Below are 19030 nucleotides of genomic sequence, written 5' to 3'. Positions count from 1 at the left end.
TTTGTTTCTCGAAACTGCGGAAAATAAAAAAACCCCTCAGCCTGGCGGCTCTTCGAGGGGTTGCGCGTGACGGTACGTTACCAGTCGGGCTATTCAGCCACGCGCTTGGTAAGGACGACCACTGCATCTGCAGCGGCGCAACTGGCAACGTTTGCGATCATGCGTTCAGTTTTCCCTCTGGGCGAGATGCATGTCAACGGGGGTGGTGCACATCTCACCATATGGACATCATCGTCCACGTATTGATCCTTTAATGGAAGGATCCAACCGCAGCCCGACCGCTTCGGCGGAAGGGCTTAATAAGGGTGATGCCAAGGGGCCCCTTTTCTGAGTCGCTCAGCGCCTCAGAAAAGGGGAAGGGTTCACCCGCAGTAGGCGCCGGTGGAGGCGCTGTGGACGAGCTTGGCGTACTTGGCCAGCACACCCTTGGTGAACTTGGCCGGCAGCGGCTCCCAGCCGACCTTGCGGGACTCGAGCTCGGCCCCGTCGACCAGGAGGTCGAAGGAGCGTGCGCCGATGTCCACGCGGATCCGGTCGCCGTCCTTGACGAAGGCAATGGGTCCGCCGTCGGCCGCTTCCGGTGCAACGTGGCCGATGCACAGCCCGGTGGTTCCACCGGAGAAGCGTCCGTCAGTCAGGAGCAGGACATCCTTGCCGAGGCCGGCACCCTTGATGGCACCGGTGATGGCGAGCATTTCGCGCATGCCCGGGCCGCCTTTGGGGCCTTCGTAGCGGATAACGACGACGTCGCCGGCCTTGATCTTGCCCTTGTCGAGCGCATCCAGGGCACCCTGCTCACGCTCGAACACGCGGGCAGTACCCTCGAACACGTCTGCGTCGAAGCCGGCGCTCTTGACGACGGCGCCTTCCGGAGCCATCGAACCGTGCAGGATGGTGATGCCGCCGGTCTTGTGGATCGGGTTGTCCATGGCGCGCAGGATCTTGCCGTCCAAATCCGGCGGGTTGATCGCTGCGAGGTTTTCGGCGACGGTCTTGCCGGTGACGGTGAGGCAGTCACCGTGCAGCAGGCCGGCGTCCAGCAGTGCACGCATGATGACCGGTACGCCGCCGATTTTGTCGACGTCGGTCATCACGTAGCGGCCGAACGGCTTCAGGTCACCCAGGTGCGGGATCTTGTCGCCGATGCGGTTGAAGTCCTCGAGGTTCAGCTCGACTTCAGCTTCGCGGGCGATGGCCAGCAGGTGGAGGACAGCGTTTGTGGAACCGCCGAAGGCCATGGTGACGGCGATGGCGTTTTCGAACGCCTTCTTGGTCATGATGTCCCGGGCTGTGATGCCGAGGCGGAGCAGGTTGACCACTGCTTCGCCGGACTTGCGGGCAAATTCATCACGACGGCGGTCTGCCGAGGGCGGAGCTGCGGATCCCGGCAGTGACATGCCCAGCGCTTCGCCGATGCAGGCCATGGTGTTGGCCGTGTACATGCCGCCGCAGGCGCCTTCACCCGGGCATATGGCGCGCTCGATGCGGTCCAGGTCTCCGAGGCTCATCTTTCCCGCGGCGCAGGCGCCGACAGCCTCGAAGGCGTCAATGAGCGTGACTTCCTTCTCCGACCCGTCCTCGAGCTTGACCCAGCCCGGCATGATGGAGCCGGCGTAGAGGAACACGCTGGCCAGGTCCAGGCGGGCTGCAGCCATGAGCATGCCCGGCAGCGACTTGTCACAGCCGGCCAGCAGGACCGAGCCGTCTATGCGCTCAGCCTGCATTACGGTTTCCACGGAGTCGGCGATGACTTCGCGCGAGACCAGGGAGAAGTGCATCCCTTCGTGGCCCATCGAGATGCCGTCCGAAACGGAAATGGTGCCGAACTGCATGGGGAAACCACCGCCGGCGTGGACGCCTTCCTTGGCGCCCTGGGCAAGCCTGTTCAGCGACAGGTTGCAGGGTGTGATTTCATTCCAGGAACTTGCGACGCCGATCTGGGGCTTCGCGAAGTCGTCATCACCCATACCCACGGCACGGAACATGCCTCGCGCGGGAGCTGCGTGAATCCCGTCGGTGACGACCCGGCTGCGCGGCTTGATGTCAGGCTTGTTCTCAGTTGATGTTTCGCTGTCGGCACTCATGGGTCAAAGTCTATGACTCCGATCGGAATCGAACGACCAGGCGCCGCCGCAGAATCCCAACTTTGGGGAATAATTCGTTCAAATAGTGGACTTCCATCTCAAATATTGAGACGGCATGGATGCGGACTCTCCGACGGATGGGGCCTCGCCACGACACAAGGGCCAGTGACCGCCGTCGAATCAACAACCCCCGGCCGGTTGCAAACTCCAGCTCTGACCTGCGGCGACTTGGTGCGCTGACCTGCTGCGACCTAGACAGCCCCGTTCACGCCGACGTACCGTCAGAGAACGGCAACCATGCCATCTGGAATGAAGGGCCCTGTTATGGATTTTGTCTTCTGGATCATTGCGATTGTGCTGATTGTGGGCGTTGTGTGGTGGCTGCTGAACCGCAACAGCTCCGCCAACACCGGCGGCGCGGCCCCACGGACAGAGAGTGGCCGGGCAGAGGGCGGACTGGCCGGCGGCAGCGCGGCCGCCTCCGCTGACGCCGCCGGTACTGCCGGCCTCCCCAGCGCGGCGGGATTCGGCCGCCCCGCGGAACCGGTTCCCCCCACAACCGCGGACGACGAACCCGAACTCTCCGACTCCGCCAGGAAGGAAATGGCCGATGCCGGGCAGCAGACCGTCGCTCGGCCAGACGCCGCAGTCGCCCCGGCCGCTGCCGGGCACCGGACTGATGTCCAGCCGGAGGCCGCCGCCGAAGAGGGCATCCCTGCTGAAACGGCTGCGACGGCCGGCCAGTCTGCCGCCGCCTGGCACGAAGAATTGTCCGCCCACGAACCTGCAGCACCAGCGGACCCGCTGGTCCCGGAGCACCCCGTTGCCGCCGGGCCTGTGCCGTCCCACGACGCCGGGGCGCACATCGACTCCGCACGCTCGGAGCCGGGCGCCACCGAAGAGGCCGCGGGCCGGCCGGCAGAGGACGAATGGGAAACGCAGTGGTCAGAAGCCAGCGGGTCAGCCCCTGCGGCCAGCCACCGGCCCGCGGCAGACGTATCCAGCGGGAGCGCCGGCGCCACAGAACCCTACGGGGAACCCACCCAGGACACCGGCTACGTCCATCACACCGAGTACACCGACCCGCACTCCCCCACACTGCCCGGAGCAGAAACGGCCGCCGCAGAAGCAGCTACAGCCGAAACATCCACATCGGAAACAGCAACGCCCGATGCTTTCACTAGGGACTACCCCGCAGCCGACGGTCGGGGCCCGGCGCCCACGGAGATCGAGCCCCCGGAAGAAGCTATGGCGCCGCCCGCAGAACCTATGGCGGCACCATCGGAACCGATGGCGCCGACGGCGGAAGCTATCGGCCACCTGGCCGCGGACCAGCCCTACGGCGCCGGATCGGCGTCCCCCGGTCCGGGCGGCAGTGGCCCGGCCGATTTCGTGGTCAAGGGCGATGCACGCGCGATGGTCTACTACGAGGAAGGGCGCCCTGACTATGAGCAGACCACTGCAGATGTCTGGTTCGAATCGGCGGCCCACGCCGAGGCCGCCGGATTCCGGGCTCCCCGGAGAACCCGCCTTTAACCACACTGGGATGTTCGGCTGGCCCTTGCCAGCCCCAACGCGCCGCGCGGGCGCATTGGCGCTTTGCGTGGCGCTGTCGTTGTCCGGCTGCACCGGGAACGGAAACGACGCCCCAACCGGCATTATGACGGGCACGGGCCCCGGGACCGCGACGGCGGCACCGGGGACCGGAAATGCCGTTTCACCCGAGGTTCTGAAACGGCTTGATCTACAGCTCCATATTCCATGGGCCGCCGTATTTCTGCCGGACGGCACGGCCGTTATTTCCGAGCGCGAGTCGGCGCTGCTTAAGGTAGTCAAGGATGGCCGCGCAACCGCGATAGGCCAGGTCCCCGGCGTCATCCCGGCCGGCGAAGGCGGCCTGCTGGGGCTGGCACTGTCCCCCGGCTATTCAACGGACAACTACCTTTACCTATACTTCACCTCAGCCCAGGACAATCGCATTGCCCGGGTCAAGCTGGCAGAAGAGCCCGGCGGGGCCCTTTCGTTTGGCGAGCCTGAGGTTGTTTTTACCGGTATCCCCAAGGCTTCGACGCACAACGGCGGCCGGATCCGGTTTGGCCCGGACGGCTTCCTGTACGTGGGCACGGGTGACTCCCAGCGCCGGGACCAGCCGCAGGACCCGAATGCTCTGGGCGGGAAGATCTTGAGGCTGACAGCGGACGGCACGCCCGCACCCGGCAACCCCTTCGGCAACGCCACCTACAGCCTGGGCCACCGGAATGTCCAGGGTCTTGCGTGGGACGGCCAGGGCCGGCTCTGGGCGAGCGAATTCGGCCCGGATGTGAATGATGAGCTCAACCTGATCGTACCGGGCGGCAATTATGGCTGGCCTGTGGTCACAGGCGCGCCCCACCGCCAGGGCTATTGCGACGCGAAAGTGGTGTGGCCTTCGACGGCGGACTCATCCCCCAGCGGCCTGGAAATTGTGGGCTCCACGGCCTTCGTCGGTGCCCTGCGGGGCGAGCGCCTCTGGACCGTTGCCCTCAGCGGCGAGGAAGCCCACGCGCCTGTGGCCCATTTCACACGCGAATATGGCCGGATCCGCGACGTCATCCGCACTCCCGAAGGCGGTTTATGGCTGCTCACCAACAACCAAAACCCTGATTTCGTGCTGGTTTTGGCCCCTCCGGCCTGAGCGGCAGGAGTTCCACGGCTGCGATTTCACATGGGCCGGAAGTTCGTGTAGAGTTTCATGTCGTTGCGGAGAACAACCGGGAAAGAAAAAGCCCCGGGGATCGCCGCACAGAGATGCACCTCTAGCTCAATTGGCAGAGCAATTGACTCTTAATCAATGGGTTCCGGGTTCAAGTCCCGGGGGGTGCACCAAGGGGAAAACAGCCTCTGGCAGGCGGAAACGCTGCCAGAGGCTGTTTTTGTTTAACATCCAGGACTTCAGGACCAAATAAATCCGGCACCACCGCCGCAGACACGCAGCTGTGATGCCGTGGGATATTCCGGAATCCAGTTTTAGCCGAGGGGGGCGCCGTCCACCAAGGCACGGGTAGCCGGCGATACGAACTGGCGGGCAAGCTCGCTGACAACAGCCTGAAGTTCCTGTCGCAGGAGATCGGGATCGATGGTTGCCGCGGCCAGCACCGAGCGCTCCATTTCCACAGCAGCAACTGCTGCTTCCCGGCCGCTGTCGGTGAGGGAAACCACCTGGCTGCGGCGGTCAGAGGTGCTGCGCACGCGGGCGATGTGTCCGTGCGACTCCAGCCGGGTCAGCGTCTTTCCCATGGTCTGGGCCTGGACCCGCACAAACTGGGCCAACTGGGCCTGGGTCATGGGGCCCTGGGCTGCGAGCACTTCGATGGCGATAACGCCGGCGTGTGTCAGGCCAATGGCGCTGAGTTTCTCGTTCCAGGAGTGTTCCACGAGGCGCGCCGCGGTGGACAATAAGCGCCCTGTGGGCCAGCGATCCATGTCAGGCATACATGCAAGTATAGCCAAGGCCCGGTTCGCACCCGTTCTGGATGCTTACTAGAGTGGTATTTCCCGCCTGCAACGAGGAGACCAACATTGGCTGACAAACTCTTGACCGGCGCCGTGGCGCCCGGTTTCACCCTGAAGGATTCGACCGGTCAGGACGTGAGCCTGGCCTCGGGCAGCGGCGCGAGCACCGTCGTCTATTTCTACCCCGCCGCTTCCACGCCCGGCTGCACCAAACAGGCGTGCGACTTCCGGGACAACCTGGCGTCGTTTAAGTCGGCCGGCTACCGCGTGCTGGGGATCTCGCCCGATTCCGTGGCAAAGCTTGCCGCCTTTGCCGCCAAGGAAGATCTCAGCTTCCCCGTGCTTTCAGACGAGGACCATGCCGTGGCGGAGGCCTATGGGGCCTGGGGTGCGAAGAAGAACTACGGACGGGCCTACGAAGGACTGATCCGTTCCACCATCGTGATTGATCCCGACGGCAAGGTGGCGTTTGCCCAGTACAACGTCCGGGCCACCGGGCACGTGGCAAAGCTGCGGCGCGACCTCAAACTGGACGCGTAGCACTGACGCACCTCCAGGGGACGCAGGACCCAAGGCGGCAAGGACTGACAGGATCCTCCCCCGCCCGAGGCTACAATGGAACCTGGCATCCGCCGCCGTATGTTTTTTATTCCCGTCCAGTCAGCTGGCGGGGAGCGGAAATGACGCCGGACGCCAAAGCGCGAGTGGTGAAATTGGCAGACACGCAGGATTTAGGTTCCTGTGCCTTCGGGCGTGGGGGTTCAAGTCCCCCCTTGCGCACACAAACAGAGATCCCGGGCCCCACGGCCCGGGATCTCTGCCGTTAACCCAAATCAGCGGCGCAAAAAAGTATTTTCAATCCACCCATCCATTTCGGCACTCCGCCCGAATACCCCATGAGACACCAGCCAACGGCAGGTGCCCGATAGTCGGAAAAGCCACAAGCAGCGCCACGTCTGCAGCAGGCAAGAAATCGGCACAAACAAGGAGAACCGAAATGCAGTCATTCAAGCGCACATCCTTCACCGTCGCAGGCGTAGCTGCTGCAGCCCTGCTAAGCCTCACGGCTTGCGGTGGACCAGCAACAACAACCCCGAGCTCCTCCGCTCCCGCCGCCGCGCCGTCGGCCTCCAGTATGGCTCCGTCGCCGTCCGCCAGTGCAAAAACCATGGATCCCGCAGCGAACCTCGTGGGTCCGGGCTGCGCCGGCTACGCCGCAAAGGTCCCGACGGGTGCAGGTTCGGTGGCCGGCATGGCACTTGACCCGGTAGCAGTCGCGGCATCCAACAACCCCATCCTGACCACTCTCACGGCCGCCGTCTCCGGCAAGCTGAACCCGAAGGTTAACCTGGTGGACACGCTCAACGGAGCCGAATTCACGGTCTTCGCCCCGGTGGACGACGCGTTTGCCAAGATCGATGCAGCCACCATTGAGACACTCAAGACCGACGACGCCCTCCTGAGCAAGATCCTGACCTACCACGTGGTTCCCGGCCAAATCACGCCTGACAAGATCGCCGGCACCCACGCCACCGTCCAAGGCGGCTCTGTCACGGTGACCGGCAGCAAGGATGCCCTCATGGTTGATGGCGCCAAGGTCATCTGCGGCGGCGTGAAGACCAAAAACGCCACGGTCTACCTCATCGACTCGGTGCTGATGCCCAAGTAATCCAGCATCAAGGCGGCCCGTTCCGACAGGAACGGGCCGCTGTCATGTGCACACGACCCTCCGTGGGATAACAGGGAACCCCAAGGCTGGTCAATTAGACTGTGTCCCTGGCCCGCAGTCGGCGGTGCCGGCCAGGAACAGCCCAGAGGTGATACACGAGTGCCCAGCAGTACTTCGCGGCGAACGGTCATCAAGACCGGCGCCGTCTTTATGGCGTTAGGCCTGACCGCCTGTACCGGCACTCCCCCGCCGTCACCTTCGGCAACCTCCCCTTCAACGTCTCCTACCGGGTTGGAGCCCACCGAAACATTCACATTCGGTACAGCATCCCAGCCCCTGGGACTGGACCCGGCGCTCTCCAGCGACGTTGAAAGCTACCGGATTACCCGGCAGATCCTCGAAGGCCTCGTGGGCGTGGATCAGACCACCGGCAAACCCACCCCGCTACTGGCAACGGAGTGGACCGAATCCAACGAAGGCCGCAGCTACACCTTCAAGCTCCGCAGCGGCGTCACGTTCCAGGACGGCACACCGTTTGACGCAGATGCCGTGTGCCACAACTTCAACCGCTGGTTCGCTTTCTCCGCTGACCTCCGGGCCAAGGCGCCGGGGATTTCCTTCAAGAGCGTGTTCAAGGCGCATTCCGACGACGCCGCCCTGTCCATTTTCAAGAGCTGCACCACGCTATCCCCTGATACCGTCCGGATCGACCTCACCCAGCCTTTCACCGCGTTCCTCCAGGCACTCACCATGCCGGCCTTTGCCATTGCTTCGCCCGCAGCCCTGGCCGCAGGCACCGCGGATGTCCTGAACCAGACACGGCACAGCAACTCCGTCTCCGCCTTCGCCACCAACCCAGTGGGAACCGGACCCTTCAGCCTGGCGGCCTGGGACGAAACCACCGTCCGCCTGCTCAGCCACAAGGACTACTGGGGTGACCGAGGACAGATCGCCAGCATCAATTTCGTCACGTACGACCACCCCCAGACGCGGCTCCAGGCCCTCCTCGACGGCAGGATCGACGGATACGACGCCGTCACGGTAGGCAACTTCGATCAGCTCGTCAAACGGGGGATGCAGATTGTCCAGCGCGACCCGTTCTCGGTCATGTACCTGGGGATCAACCAGGAAGTCCCGATCCTGCAGAACCTCAAGATCCGCCAAGCCCTTGAGCTGGCGATCGACAAAGACACCCTGATCCGGAAGTTCTTCATCGACAACACGGCGAAGGCCACACAATTCGTCCCGCCCAAGATCAGCGGCTTCAACAACGTAGCCCCAGCGTTGGGCCACGATCCGGTTAAAGCGAAGGCCTACCTTGCCGAGGCGGGCTACATGGGGGAAGAACTCAAGTTCTACTACCCGCTCAACGCCACCCGCCCGTACCTCCCCACGCCGGAGAAGATCTACGCAGAGCTCAGCCGGCAACTGACCGCCGTCGGGTTTAACATCAAGCCTGTCCCCGTCAACTGGTCTGACGGCTACCTCCAGAAAGTCCAGTCCCGCGGCGAGCATGCGCTGCACCTGCTCGGCTGGAACGGCGCCTACTCTGACGCCGAAAACTTTGTGGGACCCCTGTTCGGCGAAAAGAACGGTGAGTTCGGCTACCAGGACCCGCAGGTCTTCTCCAAGATCAACCGGGCCCGCGGCCTGCCCGCCGGAAGGGAACGTGACGAGCAGTACCACACCATCAACACCCAGATCGCTGCCACGGTCCCGGCCGTTCCCATCGCCTTCCCCATCTCGGCCCTTGCATTGTCCGACCGTGTCAGCAGCTACCCGGCGTCCCCGGTGCTGAGTGAAGTTTTCACCAAGGTCGTGTTAAGGCCTTGACGGGAGGGACCAATTTCAGTTAGTGGGCCGTGCGGGGATATTCTTTGACAGCCAGAGCCGCTGCTATCGGAGACTGATTGTGACCTTCATATCAAAGACCCAACATGCCGACGTCGTACTGATTGGCGGCGGCATCATGAGCGCCACCCTTGGGGCGTTCATCAAGCAGCTCGAGCCGAACTGGACCATTTCCCTGTTCGAACGCCTTGACCAGCCGGGGCTGGAAAGCTCCGATCCCTGGAACAACGCCGGAACAGGCCACGCCGCGCTGTGCGAGCTCAACTACTCCCCTGCGGCCAAAGACGGCTCGGTGAACCCTGCCAAGGCCCTGCTGATCAACGAACAGTTCCAGCTGTCGCGGCAGTTCTGGTCGCATTTGGTTCAACAGCAGCTGATCGGCTCGCCGAAGGGCTTCATCAACACCGTCCCGCACATGAGTTTTGTGATCGGTGACAACAACTCCAAGTTCCTCAAGACCCGCTACGAAGCGCTCAAGTCCCACACGCTGTTCCACAGCATGGAGTACTCCGAGGACCACGCGCAGATCGCCAAGTGGGCGCCGCTGATCGTCAAGGGCCGCGACCCGAAGCAGCCCATCGCCGCCACGCGCGCAGCGGAAGGCACCGACGTCGACTTTGGGGCACTGACCCGTGAGCTGACCACGTACCTCGGGAACAACGGCGTCGAAGTAAACTACGGCCACGACGTGACCGGCATTTCAAAGGCGTCCGACGGCGGCTGGGACCTCTCGCTGAAGCATCCGACTTCCGGGGAACGCGGCACGATCCACGCCAAGTTTGTATTTGTCGGTGCCGGCGGCGGCGCGCTTCACCTCCTCCAGGCTTCCGGGATCCCGGAGAGTAAGGGCTACGGCGGGTTCCCCGTGTCCGGCCAGTTCTTCCGCTGCACCGACGAGGCTCTCGCGGCACAGCACAGCGCCAAGGTCTATGGCCAGGCCTCCGTAGGCGCCCCGCCCATGTCCGTGCCGCACCTGGACACCCGTTACGTGAACGGCAAGCGCTCCCTCCTGTTCGGCCCTTACGCCGGCTTCTCCACCAACTTCCTGAAGAACGGCTCGTACCTGGACCTGCCGCTGTCCATCCGTCCCAGCAACATCATTCCGATGCTTGCCGTTGCCAAGGACAACATGGACCTGACGGCCTACCTCGTCAAAGAGGTGGCCAAGCGCCATGGCGACAAAGTTGAGGCGCTCCGCGAGTACTACCCCGAGGCCAAGGACGGCGACTGGGAACTGATCGCTGCCGGCCAACGTGTACAGATCATCAAGAAGGATCCGAAGAAGGGCGGGGTGTTGCAGTTCGGGACTGAAGTCATCGCCGGCCGCGACGGCTCGATCGGCGCCCTCCTCGGTGCCTCGCCCGGGGCCTCCACAGCGGTGCCGATCATGATCGAACTACTGCAAAGGGCGTTCCCCAAGGACTTCAAGGGCTGGCAGGGCAAGCTCAAGGATATGATGCCCGGTTACGGCGTGAAGCTCGACGACAACCCGGGCCTGGCTGCCGAGCTCGAAGCCGCAACCGCCAAGGCACTCCGGCTGGAAAACGTTCCCGCCAACAACTGACGCATCGCCGGCCCTGGCGGGCAGGTCCGGTCCCAGCACTCCGACAACCCCTCAGGAGACCACGCGATGTTCCGGCTGGCACAACTTTCATTGGCAAACCGGGCGCTGATCGCGCTGATCACCGTCTTCGCATCGGTGTTCGGCGTGATCACCATGTCATCGCTGAAGCAGGAACTCATTCCCTCCATCGAGTTCCCGCAGATCACCGTGCTGACTGCCATGCCCGGCGCCTCGCCGGAAGTTGTGGACAAGCAGGTCAGCGCGCCGCTGGAGACAGCCCTGAACGGGGTTGAGGGTCTGAAGTCCACGTCTTCGACGTCGCGCAACGGCACCTCTCAGATCACCATGGTCTTCGCCTACGGGACGAACCTTGACCGTGCCCGAAACCAGATCGACCGGGCCATCTCCAACGCCAAGCGTTCCCTGCCGGCGGATGTGCAGCCGCAGGCTTTCGCCGGGAGCATCAGCGACTTCCCCATCGTGTTCCTCGCCGTGTCCTCGGACAGGCCGCTCAGCGAACTGAACGCGGACCTTCAGCGACTGTCTGTTCCCCGGCTCCAGAAGATCGACGGCGTCCGCGGCGCCGATGTGACCGGCGGGCCCACCCAGCACATCGAGGTCCTCCCGCGGCCGGAAGCGATGGCTGCCAGCGGCGCCACCATCGAATCCATCCGGAACACGCTGGGCAACAACGGCGCGCTGATCCCGGCCGGCACGATCGAGGAACAGGGCAAGACCCTGTCCCTGCAGATCGGCAGCCCGGTGGACTCCCTCGATACCATCAAGTCGCTGCCGTTGGGCGGGGCAGCCAAGGGTGCCACGATCGGTTCAGTGGCGGACGTCAGCCTGCAGGACAATGAACGCACCTCCATCACCCGGACCAACGGCGAGGAAACGCTGGCGGTGTCGGTCACCAAGAAGCCCGAGGGCGACACTGTGGGCATCTCCCACGCCGTGAACGATTCGCTGGACGAGCTCGAGGCGGAACTGGGGTCCAACGCTAAGTTCACCGCCGTGTTTGACCAGGCGCCCTTCATCGAAAAGTCCATCAAGGACCTCACCACAGAGGGGCTCCTCGGGCTGGGCTTTGCCGTCGCCGTCATCCTGGTGTTCCTGATGTCCGCCCGCTCCACCCTGGTGACAGCGGTGTCCATTCCGCTCTCGCTCCTGGTGACCTTCATCGGTCTTTCGGCGACGGGCTACTCGCTGAACATCCTGACCCTTGGCGGGCTCACCATCGCGATTGGGCGCGTGGTGGACGACTCGATTGTGGTAATCGAGAACATCAAACGCCACCTCAGCTACGGTGAGGAGAAAGTCGCCGCCATCCTCACCGCCATCCGGGAAGTGGCCGGCGCCATCACCGCTTCGACGCTGACCACCGTGGCGGTCTTCCTCCCCATCGCCTTTGTGGGCGAGCTGGCCGGCGAACTGTTCCGCCCCTTCGCACTGACGGTCACCATGGCGCTGCTGGCATCCCTGCTGGTTTCGTTGACCATTGTCCCGGTCCTCGCCTACTGGTTCCTCAAGAGTCCGGCCGTCGCCGCGCCCGGATCTGCCGCTGCCCGCGAAGCGGCTGCCGCCGCCCGGGCCAAGGCACACGAGTCCGAACAGAAGAGTCCGCTCCAACGCGCGTACCTGCCGATTCTCAGCAAGACCCAGAAGCATCCGGTGTGGACCCTCGTCGCCGCCTTGCTGGTCCTCGGCGGCACGGGCGCCATGACGCCACTGCTGGCCACCAACCTCCTCGGCGATTCCGGCCAGAACAGCATGACCGTCCGCCAGGTGATGCCGGCGGGGACAAGCCTGGCCGACACCAGCTCGGCCGCGGTAAGGCTTGAGGAAGTCCTCCGCGGCATCGAGGGCGTCAAGAATGTCCAGGTGACCTCCGGCAACGCCCAGGCGGGCTTTGCCGCCCTGACCTCCTCCGGCTCCTCCAACTCCACGTTCACCGTGGTGACCGACGAGAAAGTGAACCAGGCCAAGCTCCAGGAAACCGTACGAACGGATCTGGGCAACATGCCCGGTTCCGGGAAGGTCACTGTCGGCTCCCAGCAGGGCGGCTTCGGGACGTCCTCCACCGTGGACATCACCATCAAGGCAGCAAGCTCCGAGGACCTCCGCACAGCCAGCGACGCCATGGTGGGCGCCATGACCGGCGTGCCGGAAACCAGTGAAGTGGCAACCAACCTAGCGGGCCGCCAGCCGGTGGTCCAGGTCAAGGTGGACCGGGACAAGACCGCCGCCGCAGGACTCAACGAGAAACAGGTGGCCGGTGTCCTGGCTGCCACGATCAGCCCCATTCCGGCCGGGACAGTCCGGATCGACACCAACGACTTCCCCGTCCAGATCGGCAAAGGAACCCGGTTCACCAGCATCGATGCGGTGCGCAGTATCGCTTTGCCGGCTGCGGCCAGACCGGTGACCCTGGGCAGCATCGCCACCGTGGAGCAGGTGGAAGTGCCAGTATCCATCACCGCCAGCAACGGCCAGCGGACCGCGAAAGTGTCAGTCACGCCGTCGGGCTCCAACCTTGGCGCGGTGAACACTGAGGTGCAGAAACGCCTCACGGAAGTCACCCTCCCCGCGGGAGTCACCGCGGAAATCGGCGGTGCCACCACCCAGCAGGCAGAATCCTTCCAGCAGCTGGGCCTTGCCCTCCTCGCGGCCATCGCTATTGTCTACGTCATCATGGTGGCAACCTTCAAGTCCCTGATTCAGCCCCTGATCCTGCTGGTCTCCGTCCCGTTTGCGGCCACCGGGGCCGTTGCCCTGTTGCTGGCCACCGGCGTTCCCCTCGGCCTGCCGTCCCTGATCGGCATGCTGATGCTCGTGGGAATCGTGGTCACCAACGCGATTGTGCTCATCGACCTCATCAACCAATACCGGCAGCCCCGCAACGGCCTGCCGGGGATGAGGGTGGCGGACGCCATCACGCATGGCGCGAGGCAGCGGCTCCGCCCCATTCTGATGACCGCCCTGGCCACCGTATTCGCCCTGACGCCCATGGCGCTGGGCCTGACCGGGGGCGGCGGCTTCATCTCCCAGCCGCTGGCAGTGGTGGTGATCGGCGGCCTGGTTTCCTCCACCGCCCTGACGCTGGTGCTGGTACCCGTGCTGTACCGGCTTGTGGAGGGGCGGCGGGAACGCAAAGCGCTGCTCCGTGCCATGCAGGGGCGCCCGGAGTTTGCGGCCGCGAACGACGTCGACGCCGAGTTCAGCGACTGGACTACCGGTGCGATTCCCAAAGTAAGCGGCCGCCGCGCGGGGCCTGGCGAGCCCGAGTAGCGTCCTGGAATATTCTCGCCCGCGAGGCGTTTTACCCTGCGATACATGCAAATGCATGAAAATCAGCTATAGTAGGAGCCACCCCAGAGAAGTCCAGGATCGGAAGGCCCACCATGCAGATCGGCGTATTCAGCGTCAGCGACATCACCACTGACCCCACCACCGGCCGGACGCCCACGGAGAATGAACGCATCAAGGCGTCCGTAGCGATCGCCAAGAAGGTCGAAGAAATCGGCATGGATGTCTACGCCATCGGCGAGCACCACAACCGCCCATTCTTCTCCTCCTCCCCCACCACCACCCTCTCGTATATCGCCGCGCAGACTGAGCGGATCACCCTCTCGACGGCAACCACGTTGATCACCACCAACGATCCCGTCAAGATCGCCGAAGATTTCGCCATGCTGCAGCACCTGGCCGACGGCCGTGTGGATTTGGTACTTGGCCGCGGCAATACGACTCCTGTGTATCCCTGGTTCGGCAAGAACATCCATGACGGCGTGGAACTGGCCATTGAGAACTACAGCCTGCTGCGCCGGCTGTGGGACGAGGACACTGTCAACTGGTCCGGCAAGTTCCGCACCCCGCTGCAGAACTTCACCTCCACTCCCCGGCCGCTCGACGGCGTTGCCCCCTTCGTGTGGCACGGTTCCATCCGCACGCCGCAGATCGCCGAAGTGGCCGCGTACTACGGCGACGGCTTCTTTGCGAACAACATCTTCTGGCCCAAGGAGCACTACCAGCAGCTGATCAGCCTTTACCGTGAGCGCTACGAGCACTACGGCCACGGAAAAGCGGACCAGGCCATCGTGGGCCTCGGCGGTCAATTCTTCATGCGCAAGAACTCCCAGGATGCCGTCAAGGAATTTCGGCCCTACTTCGACAACGCTCCCGTTTACGGCCACGGCCCGTCGCTGGAGGACTTCACGTCACAGACGCCCCTCACCGTGGGCAGCCCGCAGGAAGTCATCGAAAAGACCCTGGCGTTCCGCGAGTACTTCGGCGACTACCAGCGCCAGCTGTTCCTGATCGATCACGCGGGCATGCCGCTGAAGACTGTCCTGGAGCAGCTCGATCTGTTCGGCGAGGAAGTCCTCCCGGTCCTGCGGAAGGAGTACGCCGCGCTGAAGCCTGCCCACGTGCCGGATCCTCCCACCCACGCTGGCCGCGTTGCTGCCCTCATGGCATCCCGGGCCAGCGACAAAGCTTCTTCGGAGGCGTGATGGCTGGCGAAGATAAGGAGGCTCGGAGCCGGCTGGCGGCGGAAACCTGGGAATCCTTGTTCCGGGCCCAGGTTGCGGTCATGCGGAAACTCCAGGCAGGCAAGGCCTTCAAGAATGTGGCCATCACCGAGTACGACGTCCTGTTCACGCTCTCCCGGTGCACGTCCGGCTGGCTGCGGCTCAACGAACTCAATGACCACGTCCTGCTGAGCCAGTCGAGCCTGAGCCGGCTGGTCGAGCGGCTCGAAAAGCGCGGACTCGTGGTCCGGCAGCCCGCCCCGGACGACGGCCGTGGTGTGCTCCTAAAGCTGACCGAGCAAGGCGCCGCGCTCCAGAAGGAGATCGGCCGTGAGCACGTACGGGACATCTCCAGCCTGGTGGGGCCCGCACTGACAGCTGCCGAGCAAAAGGAGCTGCAGCGGCTGACTGACAAGCTCCGCAATGCCGTGAGCGCCCGGCCCGGAAAGTGACTGGCCGCAGGGCTGCAGAGCAAAGCTAGCCCAGGACCACCAGCCGGGCAGGATCCTCGGACGGCAGCGTGCCGTTAACCACAGCGGTGACGCGAAGCTCGTTGAGGGTCAGGCGGCCGCCCACGGTGGACAGGAACGCGGTGTCGGCCGAGTCCCGGCCGGCCGTAATCCGCAGCATCGACTCCCGCGGGGCCAGCCCCGTGGGGTCGATGACATGCCATGCACCATTGACGTGGGCCTCTGCTACGGCGTGGAAATCCATCGGCGACAGCCCCGGCGCGTAGACGGCGCTCAGCCGTGCCGGGATGTCCTTTGAGCGGAGGAGCGCGATGGCCAGATGCGCGAAGTCCCGGCACACGCCACGACGGTGCAGGAGCGTCTCCACGGCACCGTCCGTGCCCCGGGAGGAACCACTGATGTACCTCAACTCGCCGTAGACCCAGCTCCGCACGGCCTGGAGCAGTTCCACACCGTGCAGGCCGCCAAATTCGGCGTAGGCGGTGGGAAGGAGCCTGTCGGATTCGGCGTAGCGGCTCGGGCGGACATAGCGGATGAGGTCCGCCAGTGTGACCTCCTCAGGTACTGCCTTGCCCGCCACAGTCGCAGAGTACTCCACTGTCACTTCGGCGGGCTCGGCGAACTCCATATAGTGGAGGCGGCCACCGTGATGGTCGGCAAGTTCACGCACCGGAACCGGATCCCCGCCGGCCGTGACTGTCAAAGATTCTTCAAACGATGTGTAGCCGGAATTTTTGGCTACGGCGATGGCCAAGGCTGCCTTGGTGTCGGCCACGTTCCTAAAAACCATGCGTGCGGCAACAGTGCGTTCCATGTCTCTCCGGGGTGTGAGGTAGTGGCAGAACAGCCGCCCTGGCCCGGCGTGGGATGGAGCCGGCGGCGGACTAGTTTTTGATCTCCAGAGACATTAGCATCCGCTGCACGTTCGCGAAGTCCGAGCTCTCGTCAACGTACTTTGCCGCCTGGTCCAGGGTGTCAAACGCCCTGGCCGGGGCCACCTTTTCGTCCGCAGCGAATACTTTCAGGACCCCGACGTCCCCGAACGAGTAGTCCCCTTTGCCGGCGGGCCCGCGGACCACGTTGCGCAGCTCGCAGGCCTGTCCGTCCGATCCGCCCACAATGTTGGTGATGCCGTACGAACCGAAGTACCGGTAGCCCTGGATCACACGGAACACAGCATGCGGCGCGATGGTACCTTCGCCCATCAGTCCGGGAAGCTTCACCGGCACGCTGCTGATGACGAGGTAGGGCTTTTTCCCGGCGTCCGGGCAGACGGACTCCGACGGCGGCAGGCCCGTCCGCAGTGCAGCCACAAACGTGCCGTCCTGCTTTTTCACCTCGATCTTCAGCGCACCCGGCAGCGTCCCCTCCCCGGGGGTGACGGACTGGGCGATCCATTCTTCGGGCAGGTCAAAACCGACTGTCTTCCCGGGGTCGGTAAAGGTTTTCCAGGCTGATGCTGTCGCGGCCGGCCCGGAAGTTGTGGAGGGCGATCCACTAGGCGTAGCCGCGGGACCCGACGCCGGTGCGCTGGCGCCGGACGTGGGCGCGCCGGTGCCGGTGGAAGTGCCGGGCTCCGCAGTCCACGCAGTGCCGCTGCCGCCAGGGGCACTGCTGCACCCGGCCACCAGGGCGCCCGCCATCAGAAGCGCCGCGGTCCGCAGTCCCCAGGATGTCGCCGTGCTTGTCATGCAGCCAGCCTAGCTGCGGACGGCGGCGCGGCGGGGGCCGGCGCCGCGTGTCGCCGTCGGAGGTTCCCCCCGGCCAAGGGTTAGGCTGGGGGCTATGTCGGAAGATGAGCAGGGTGTGGACCACGGGAGCCTGGCGGACATCTCCGCCCTCGACATAGCCGACTGGCGGCTGCGGACGTTTGCCCTGTATGACACCGTCCGGAAAATTGCGGCGGAAAGTCCGGAGGAAGCCCACTCCCATTGGCGGCACGAACGTGACCGCATGTTTGCAACGCATCCGGCCTCAGCGCTCACCGCACAGGACAAGGCCCAGTTCTCCGGCCTGAAGACTGCCGACTACGACCCCATCTACCGGTTCTACGTGCCACTCACCCTTGAGGGTGCGGGCCGGGAGAAGAGCGTGGAGACAGCCACCGACGGGGTGGTGCACCTCGTCCGGCTGGGCACGTTCGACCTTCCCGAAATGGGGCAGCTCGGCGTCTGGAAACTGAAAGGCTATGGGGGCGGGATCTTTGTGCCGTTCCGGGACGCCACGGCGGGGAAACCCGGCGGAACGTACGGTGCCGGCAGATACCTCCTGGACACCATCAAGGGTGCATTCCATGGCGTCCATGGCTCCGGGCCCGGCGCGGAGTACGTGCTGGATTTCAACTTCGCCTACAACCCGTCGTGCGCCTACAACGAGGCCTGGGCCTGCCCGCTCCCGGGCCCGTCCAACCGGCTGGCTGTGGAAATCCCGGTGGGCGAGCTTTACTGAACGGGTTCCGCCGGGCGGTCTGCCTGCCTGCCGGCACCGTCGAGGACGTAGGATGTCATCATGACCGCCAGCGCTCCCCGCCGCATTGCCCGAGTCCGCCCGCTCTCCGCCGCAGCTCCCGGTGAACACTTCTTCGTCGCCAACAATGCCCTGGACTTCGACTCCGTGGCCGGCCGTTACTGGACCGTTGTTGATTCCCCGTTGGCGGCATCCCGCGCCAATACCAACAGCCGGGCACGGGCCGGCTGGGAGACCGGTGCCACCGTGGCACAGGATTCCTTCACCTTCCTGGCGCCGTCGGTCCCGGTCAATGTCCTGGGCATGGCCCACAACACCGGGCAGCCAGGCCGCGATCTTCCGCCGCAGGCGTTCCACAAGGCCGCGTCCAGCGTGATCGGCCCGGGCGACGCCATCGAACTGAGCTCCACCGTGGGGTACGTCGACCCGGAAGCCGAACTGACCGTCGTTATCGGACGCACGGTGCGCGGCCTGACGCTGGAAACCGCCCGGGGCGCCATCCTCGGATTCACCATCGGCAACGACGTCTCCGCCCGCGACCTGCAGAAGTCGGACGAACTGTGGATCAGCGCCAAGAGCCAGGACACCTTCACACCGCTTGGCCCCTGGATTGTCACCGGCCTCGACGACTCCAGCCTCTCCATCGGCATCGTCCTCAACGGCACCGCACTGAAGCCCGCGTCCAGCTCGGATCTTGGCTGGAAGGTGGACGAAATCCTGGTCTACCTCAGCTCCTTTATGACGCTCCACGCCGGCGACATCATCCTCACCGGTTTCCCGGCCGAATGCGCACGCATCCACCCCGGTGACACTGTGGTGTGCCGCGTGGAGGGGATCGGCGAACTCAGCAATCCGGTCAAGGCTGCGTCCTGGGAGGAAACCCCGGCCTGATATGTCAGGCTTGA

The 19030-nt window shown here is 64.5% G+C and carries 15 protein-coding genes and 2 tRNA genes; 13 read left to right on the top strand and 4 right to left on the bottom strand.

What is annotated here, in order from left to right; translation table 11 throughout:
• Positions 1 to 362: 362 nt before the first annotated feature.
• Entirely contained in the window at positions 363 to 2084 is a 1722-nt protein-coding gene (ilvD, locus tag ABIB27_RS01570; protein WP_354214113.1) for a dihydroxy-acid dehydratase, read from the bottom strand.
• 324 nt (positions 2085 to 2408) lie between these two features.
• Here ilvD and ABIB27_RS01565 point away from each other — a divergent pair, with 324 nt between their 5' ends.
• From ABIB27_RS01565 to ABIB27_RS01555, 3 genes are all read left to right on the top strand, one after another.
• Entirely contained in the window at positions 2409 to 3620 is a 1212-nt protein-coding gene (locus tag ABIB27_RS01565; RefSeq protein WP_354214111.1) for a sunset domain-containing protein, read from the top strand.
• A 10-nt stretch (positions 3621 to 3630) separates the two neighbouring features.
• Positions 3631 to 4758: a PQQ-dependent sugar dehydrogenase gene (locus ABIB27_RS01560; protein ID WP_354253401.1), complete on the top strand. Its 1128-nt coding sequence runs from the start codon at positions 3631 to 3633 to the stop codon at positions 4756 to 4758.
• Between the two features lie 115 nt (positions 4759 to 4873).
• Positions 4874 to 4949: transfer RNA gene (locus ABIB27_RS01555), tRNA-Lys, on the top strand.
• A 141-nt stretch (positions 4950 to 5090) separates the two neighbouring features.
• On the opposite strand, the gene ABIB27_RS01550 is transcribed toward ABIB27_RS01555, so the two are convergent.
• Entirely contained in the window at positions 5091 to 5546 is a 456-nt protein-coding gene (locus ABIB27_RS01550) for a MarR family winged helix-turn-helix transcriptional regulator (RefSeq protein WP_354214414.1), read from the bottom strand.
• Between the two features lie 96 nt (positions 5547 to 5642).
• Here ABIB27_RS01550 and bcp point away from each other — a divergent pair, with 96 nt between their 5' ends.
• From bcp to ABIB27_RS01510, 8 genes are all read left to right on the top strand, one after another.
• Positions 5643 to 6116, top strand: coding sequence for a thioredoxin-dependent thiol peroxidase (gene bcp / locus ABIB27_RS01545; RefSeq protein WP_354253400.1), 474 nt, complete (start codon positions 5643 to 5645; stop codon positions 6114 to 6116).
• A 158-nt stretch (positions 6117 to 6274) separates the two neighbouring features.
• Positions 6275 to 6356 (top strand) — tRNA-Leu (locus ABIB27_RS01540).
• A gap of 217 nt (positions 6357 to 6573) precedes the next feature.
• Complete coding sequence (locus ABIB27_RS01535) at positions 6574 to 7245, top strand: fasciclin domain-containing protein (RefSeq protein WP_354253399.1); 672 nt, start codon at positions 6574 to 6576, stop codon at positions 7243 to 7245.
• 159 nt (positions 7246 to 7404) lie between these two features.
• A complete protein-coding gene (locus ABIB27_RS01530; protein ID WP_502909083.1) occupies positions 7405 to 9078 on the top strand; it encodes an ABC transporter substrate-binding protein in 1674 nt (557 codons plus the stop codon).
• A 79-nt stretch (positions 9079 to 9157) separates the two neighbouring features.
• Positions 9158 to 10660, top strand: coding sequence for a malate:quinone oxidoreductase (locus tag ABIB27_RS01525; RefSeq protein ID WP_354214104.1), 1503 nt, complete (start codon positions 9158 to 9160; stop codon positions 10658 to 10660).
• Between the two features lie 66 nt (positions 10661 to 10726).
• Positions 10727 to 13948 (top strand): efflux RND transporter permease subunit, encoded by a 3222-nt coding sequence (locus tag ABIB27_RS01520; RefSeq protein WP_354214102.1) that lies wholly within the window; start codon positions 10727 to 10729, stop codon positions 13946 to 13948.
• A 113-nt stretch (positions 13949 to 14061) separates the two neighbouring features.
• Positions 14062 to 15171: an LLM class flavin-dependent oxidoreductase gene (locus ABIB27_RS01515; RefSeq protein WP_354214100.1), complete on the top strand. Its 1110-nt coding sequence runs from the start codon at positions 14062 to 14064 to the stop codon at positions 15169 to 15171.
• On the top strand, positions 15171 to 15641 hold the full coding sequence (locus tag ABIB27_RS01510; protein ID WP_354214099.1) for a MarR family winged helix-turn-helix transcriptional regulator: 471 nt from the start codon (positions 15171 to 15173) through the stop codon (positions 15639 to 15641). The genes ABIB27_RS01515 and ABIB27_RS01510 overlap by 1 nt, the downstream gene beginning before the upstream one ends.
• A 25-nt stretch (positions 15642 to 15666) precedes the next feature.
• On the opposite strand, the gene ABIB27_RS01505 is transcribed toward ABIB27_RS01510, so the two are convergent.
• Both ABIB27_RS01505 and ABIB27_RS01500 read right to left on the bottom strand, forming a co-directional pair.
• Positions 15667 to 16473, bottom strand: coding sequence for a transglutaminase-like domain-containing protein (locus tag ABIB27_RS01505; RefSeq protein ID WP_354214097.1), 807 nt, complete (start codon positions 16471 to 16473; stop codon positions 15667 to 15669).
• 70 nt (positions 16474 to 16543) lie between these two features.
• On the bottom strand, positions 16544 to 17350 hold the full coding sequence (locus ABIB27_RS01500; protein WP_354214096.1) for a hypothetical protein: 807 nt from the start codon (positions 17348 to 17350) through the stop codon (positions 16544 to 16546).
• Positions 17351 to 17444: 94 nt separating this feature from the next.
• Here ABIB27_RS01500 and ABIB27_RS01495 point away from each other — a divergent pair, with 94 nt between their 5' ends.
• Together ABIB27_RS01495 and ABIB27_RS01490 are read left to right on the top strand one after the other, a co-directional pair.
• Positions 17445 to 18107 (top strand): DUF1684 domain-containing protein, encoded by a 663-nt coding sequence (locus ABIB27_RS01495; protein ID WP_354214094.1) that lies wholly within the window; start codon positions 17445 to 17447, stop codon positions 18105 to 18107.
• A 60-nt stretch (positions 18108 to 18167) separates the two neighbouring features.
• A complete protein-coding gene (locus ABIB27_RS01490; RefSeq protein WP_354214092.1) occupies positions 18168 to 19016 on the top strand; it encodes a fumarylacetoacetate hydrolase family protein in 849 nt (282 codons plus the stop codon).
• Positions 19017 to 19030 lie beyond the last annotated feature (14 nt).

Source organism: Arthrobacter sp. UYEF21 (genome assembly GCF_040546085.1).
Lineage (GTDB): Bacteria > Actinomycetota > Actinomycetes > Actinomycetales > Micrococcaceae > Arthrobacter.
The sequence above is the reverse complement of the archived record's forward strand: the minus strand, read 5'-3'. Positions and strand labels throughout refer to the sequence as shown.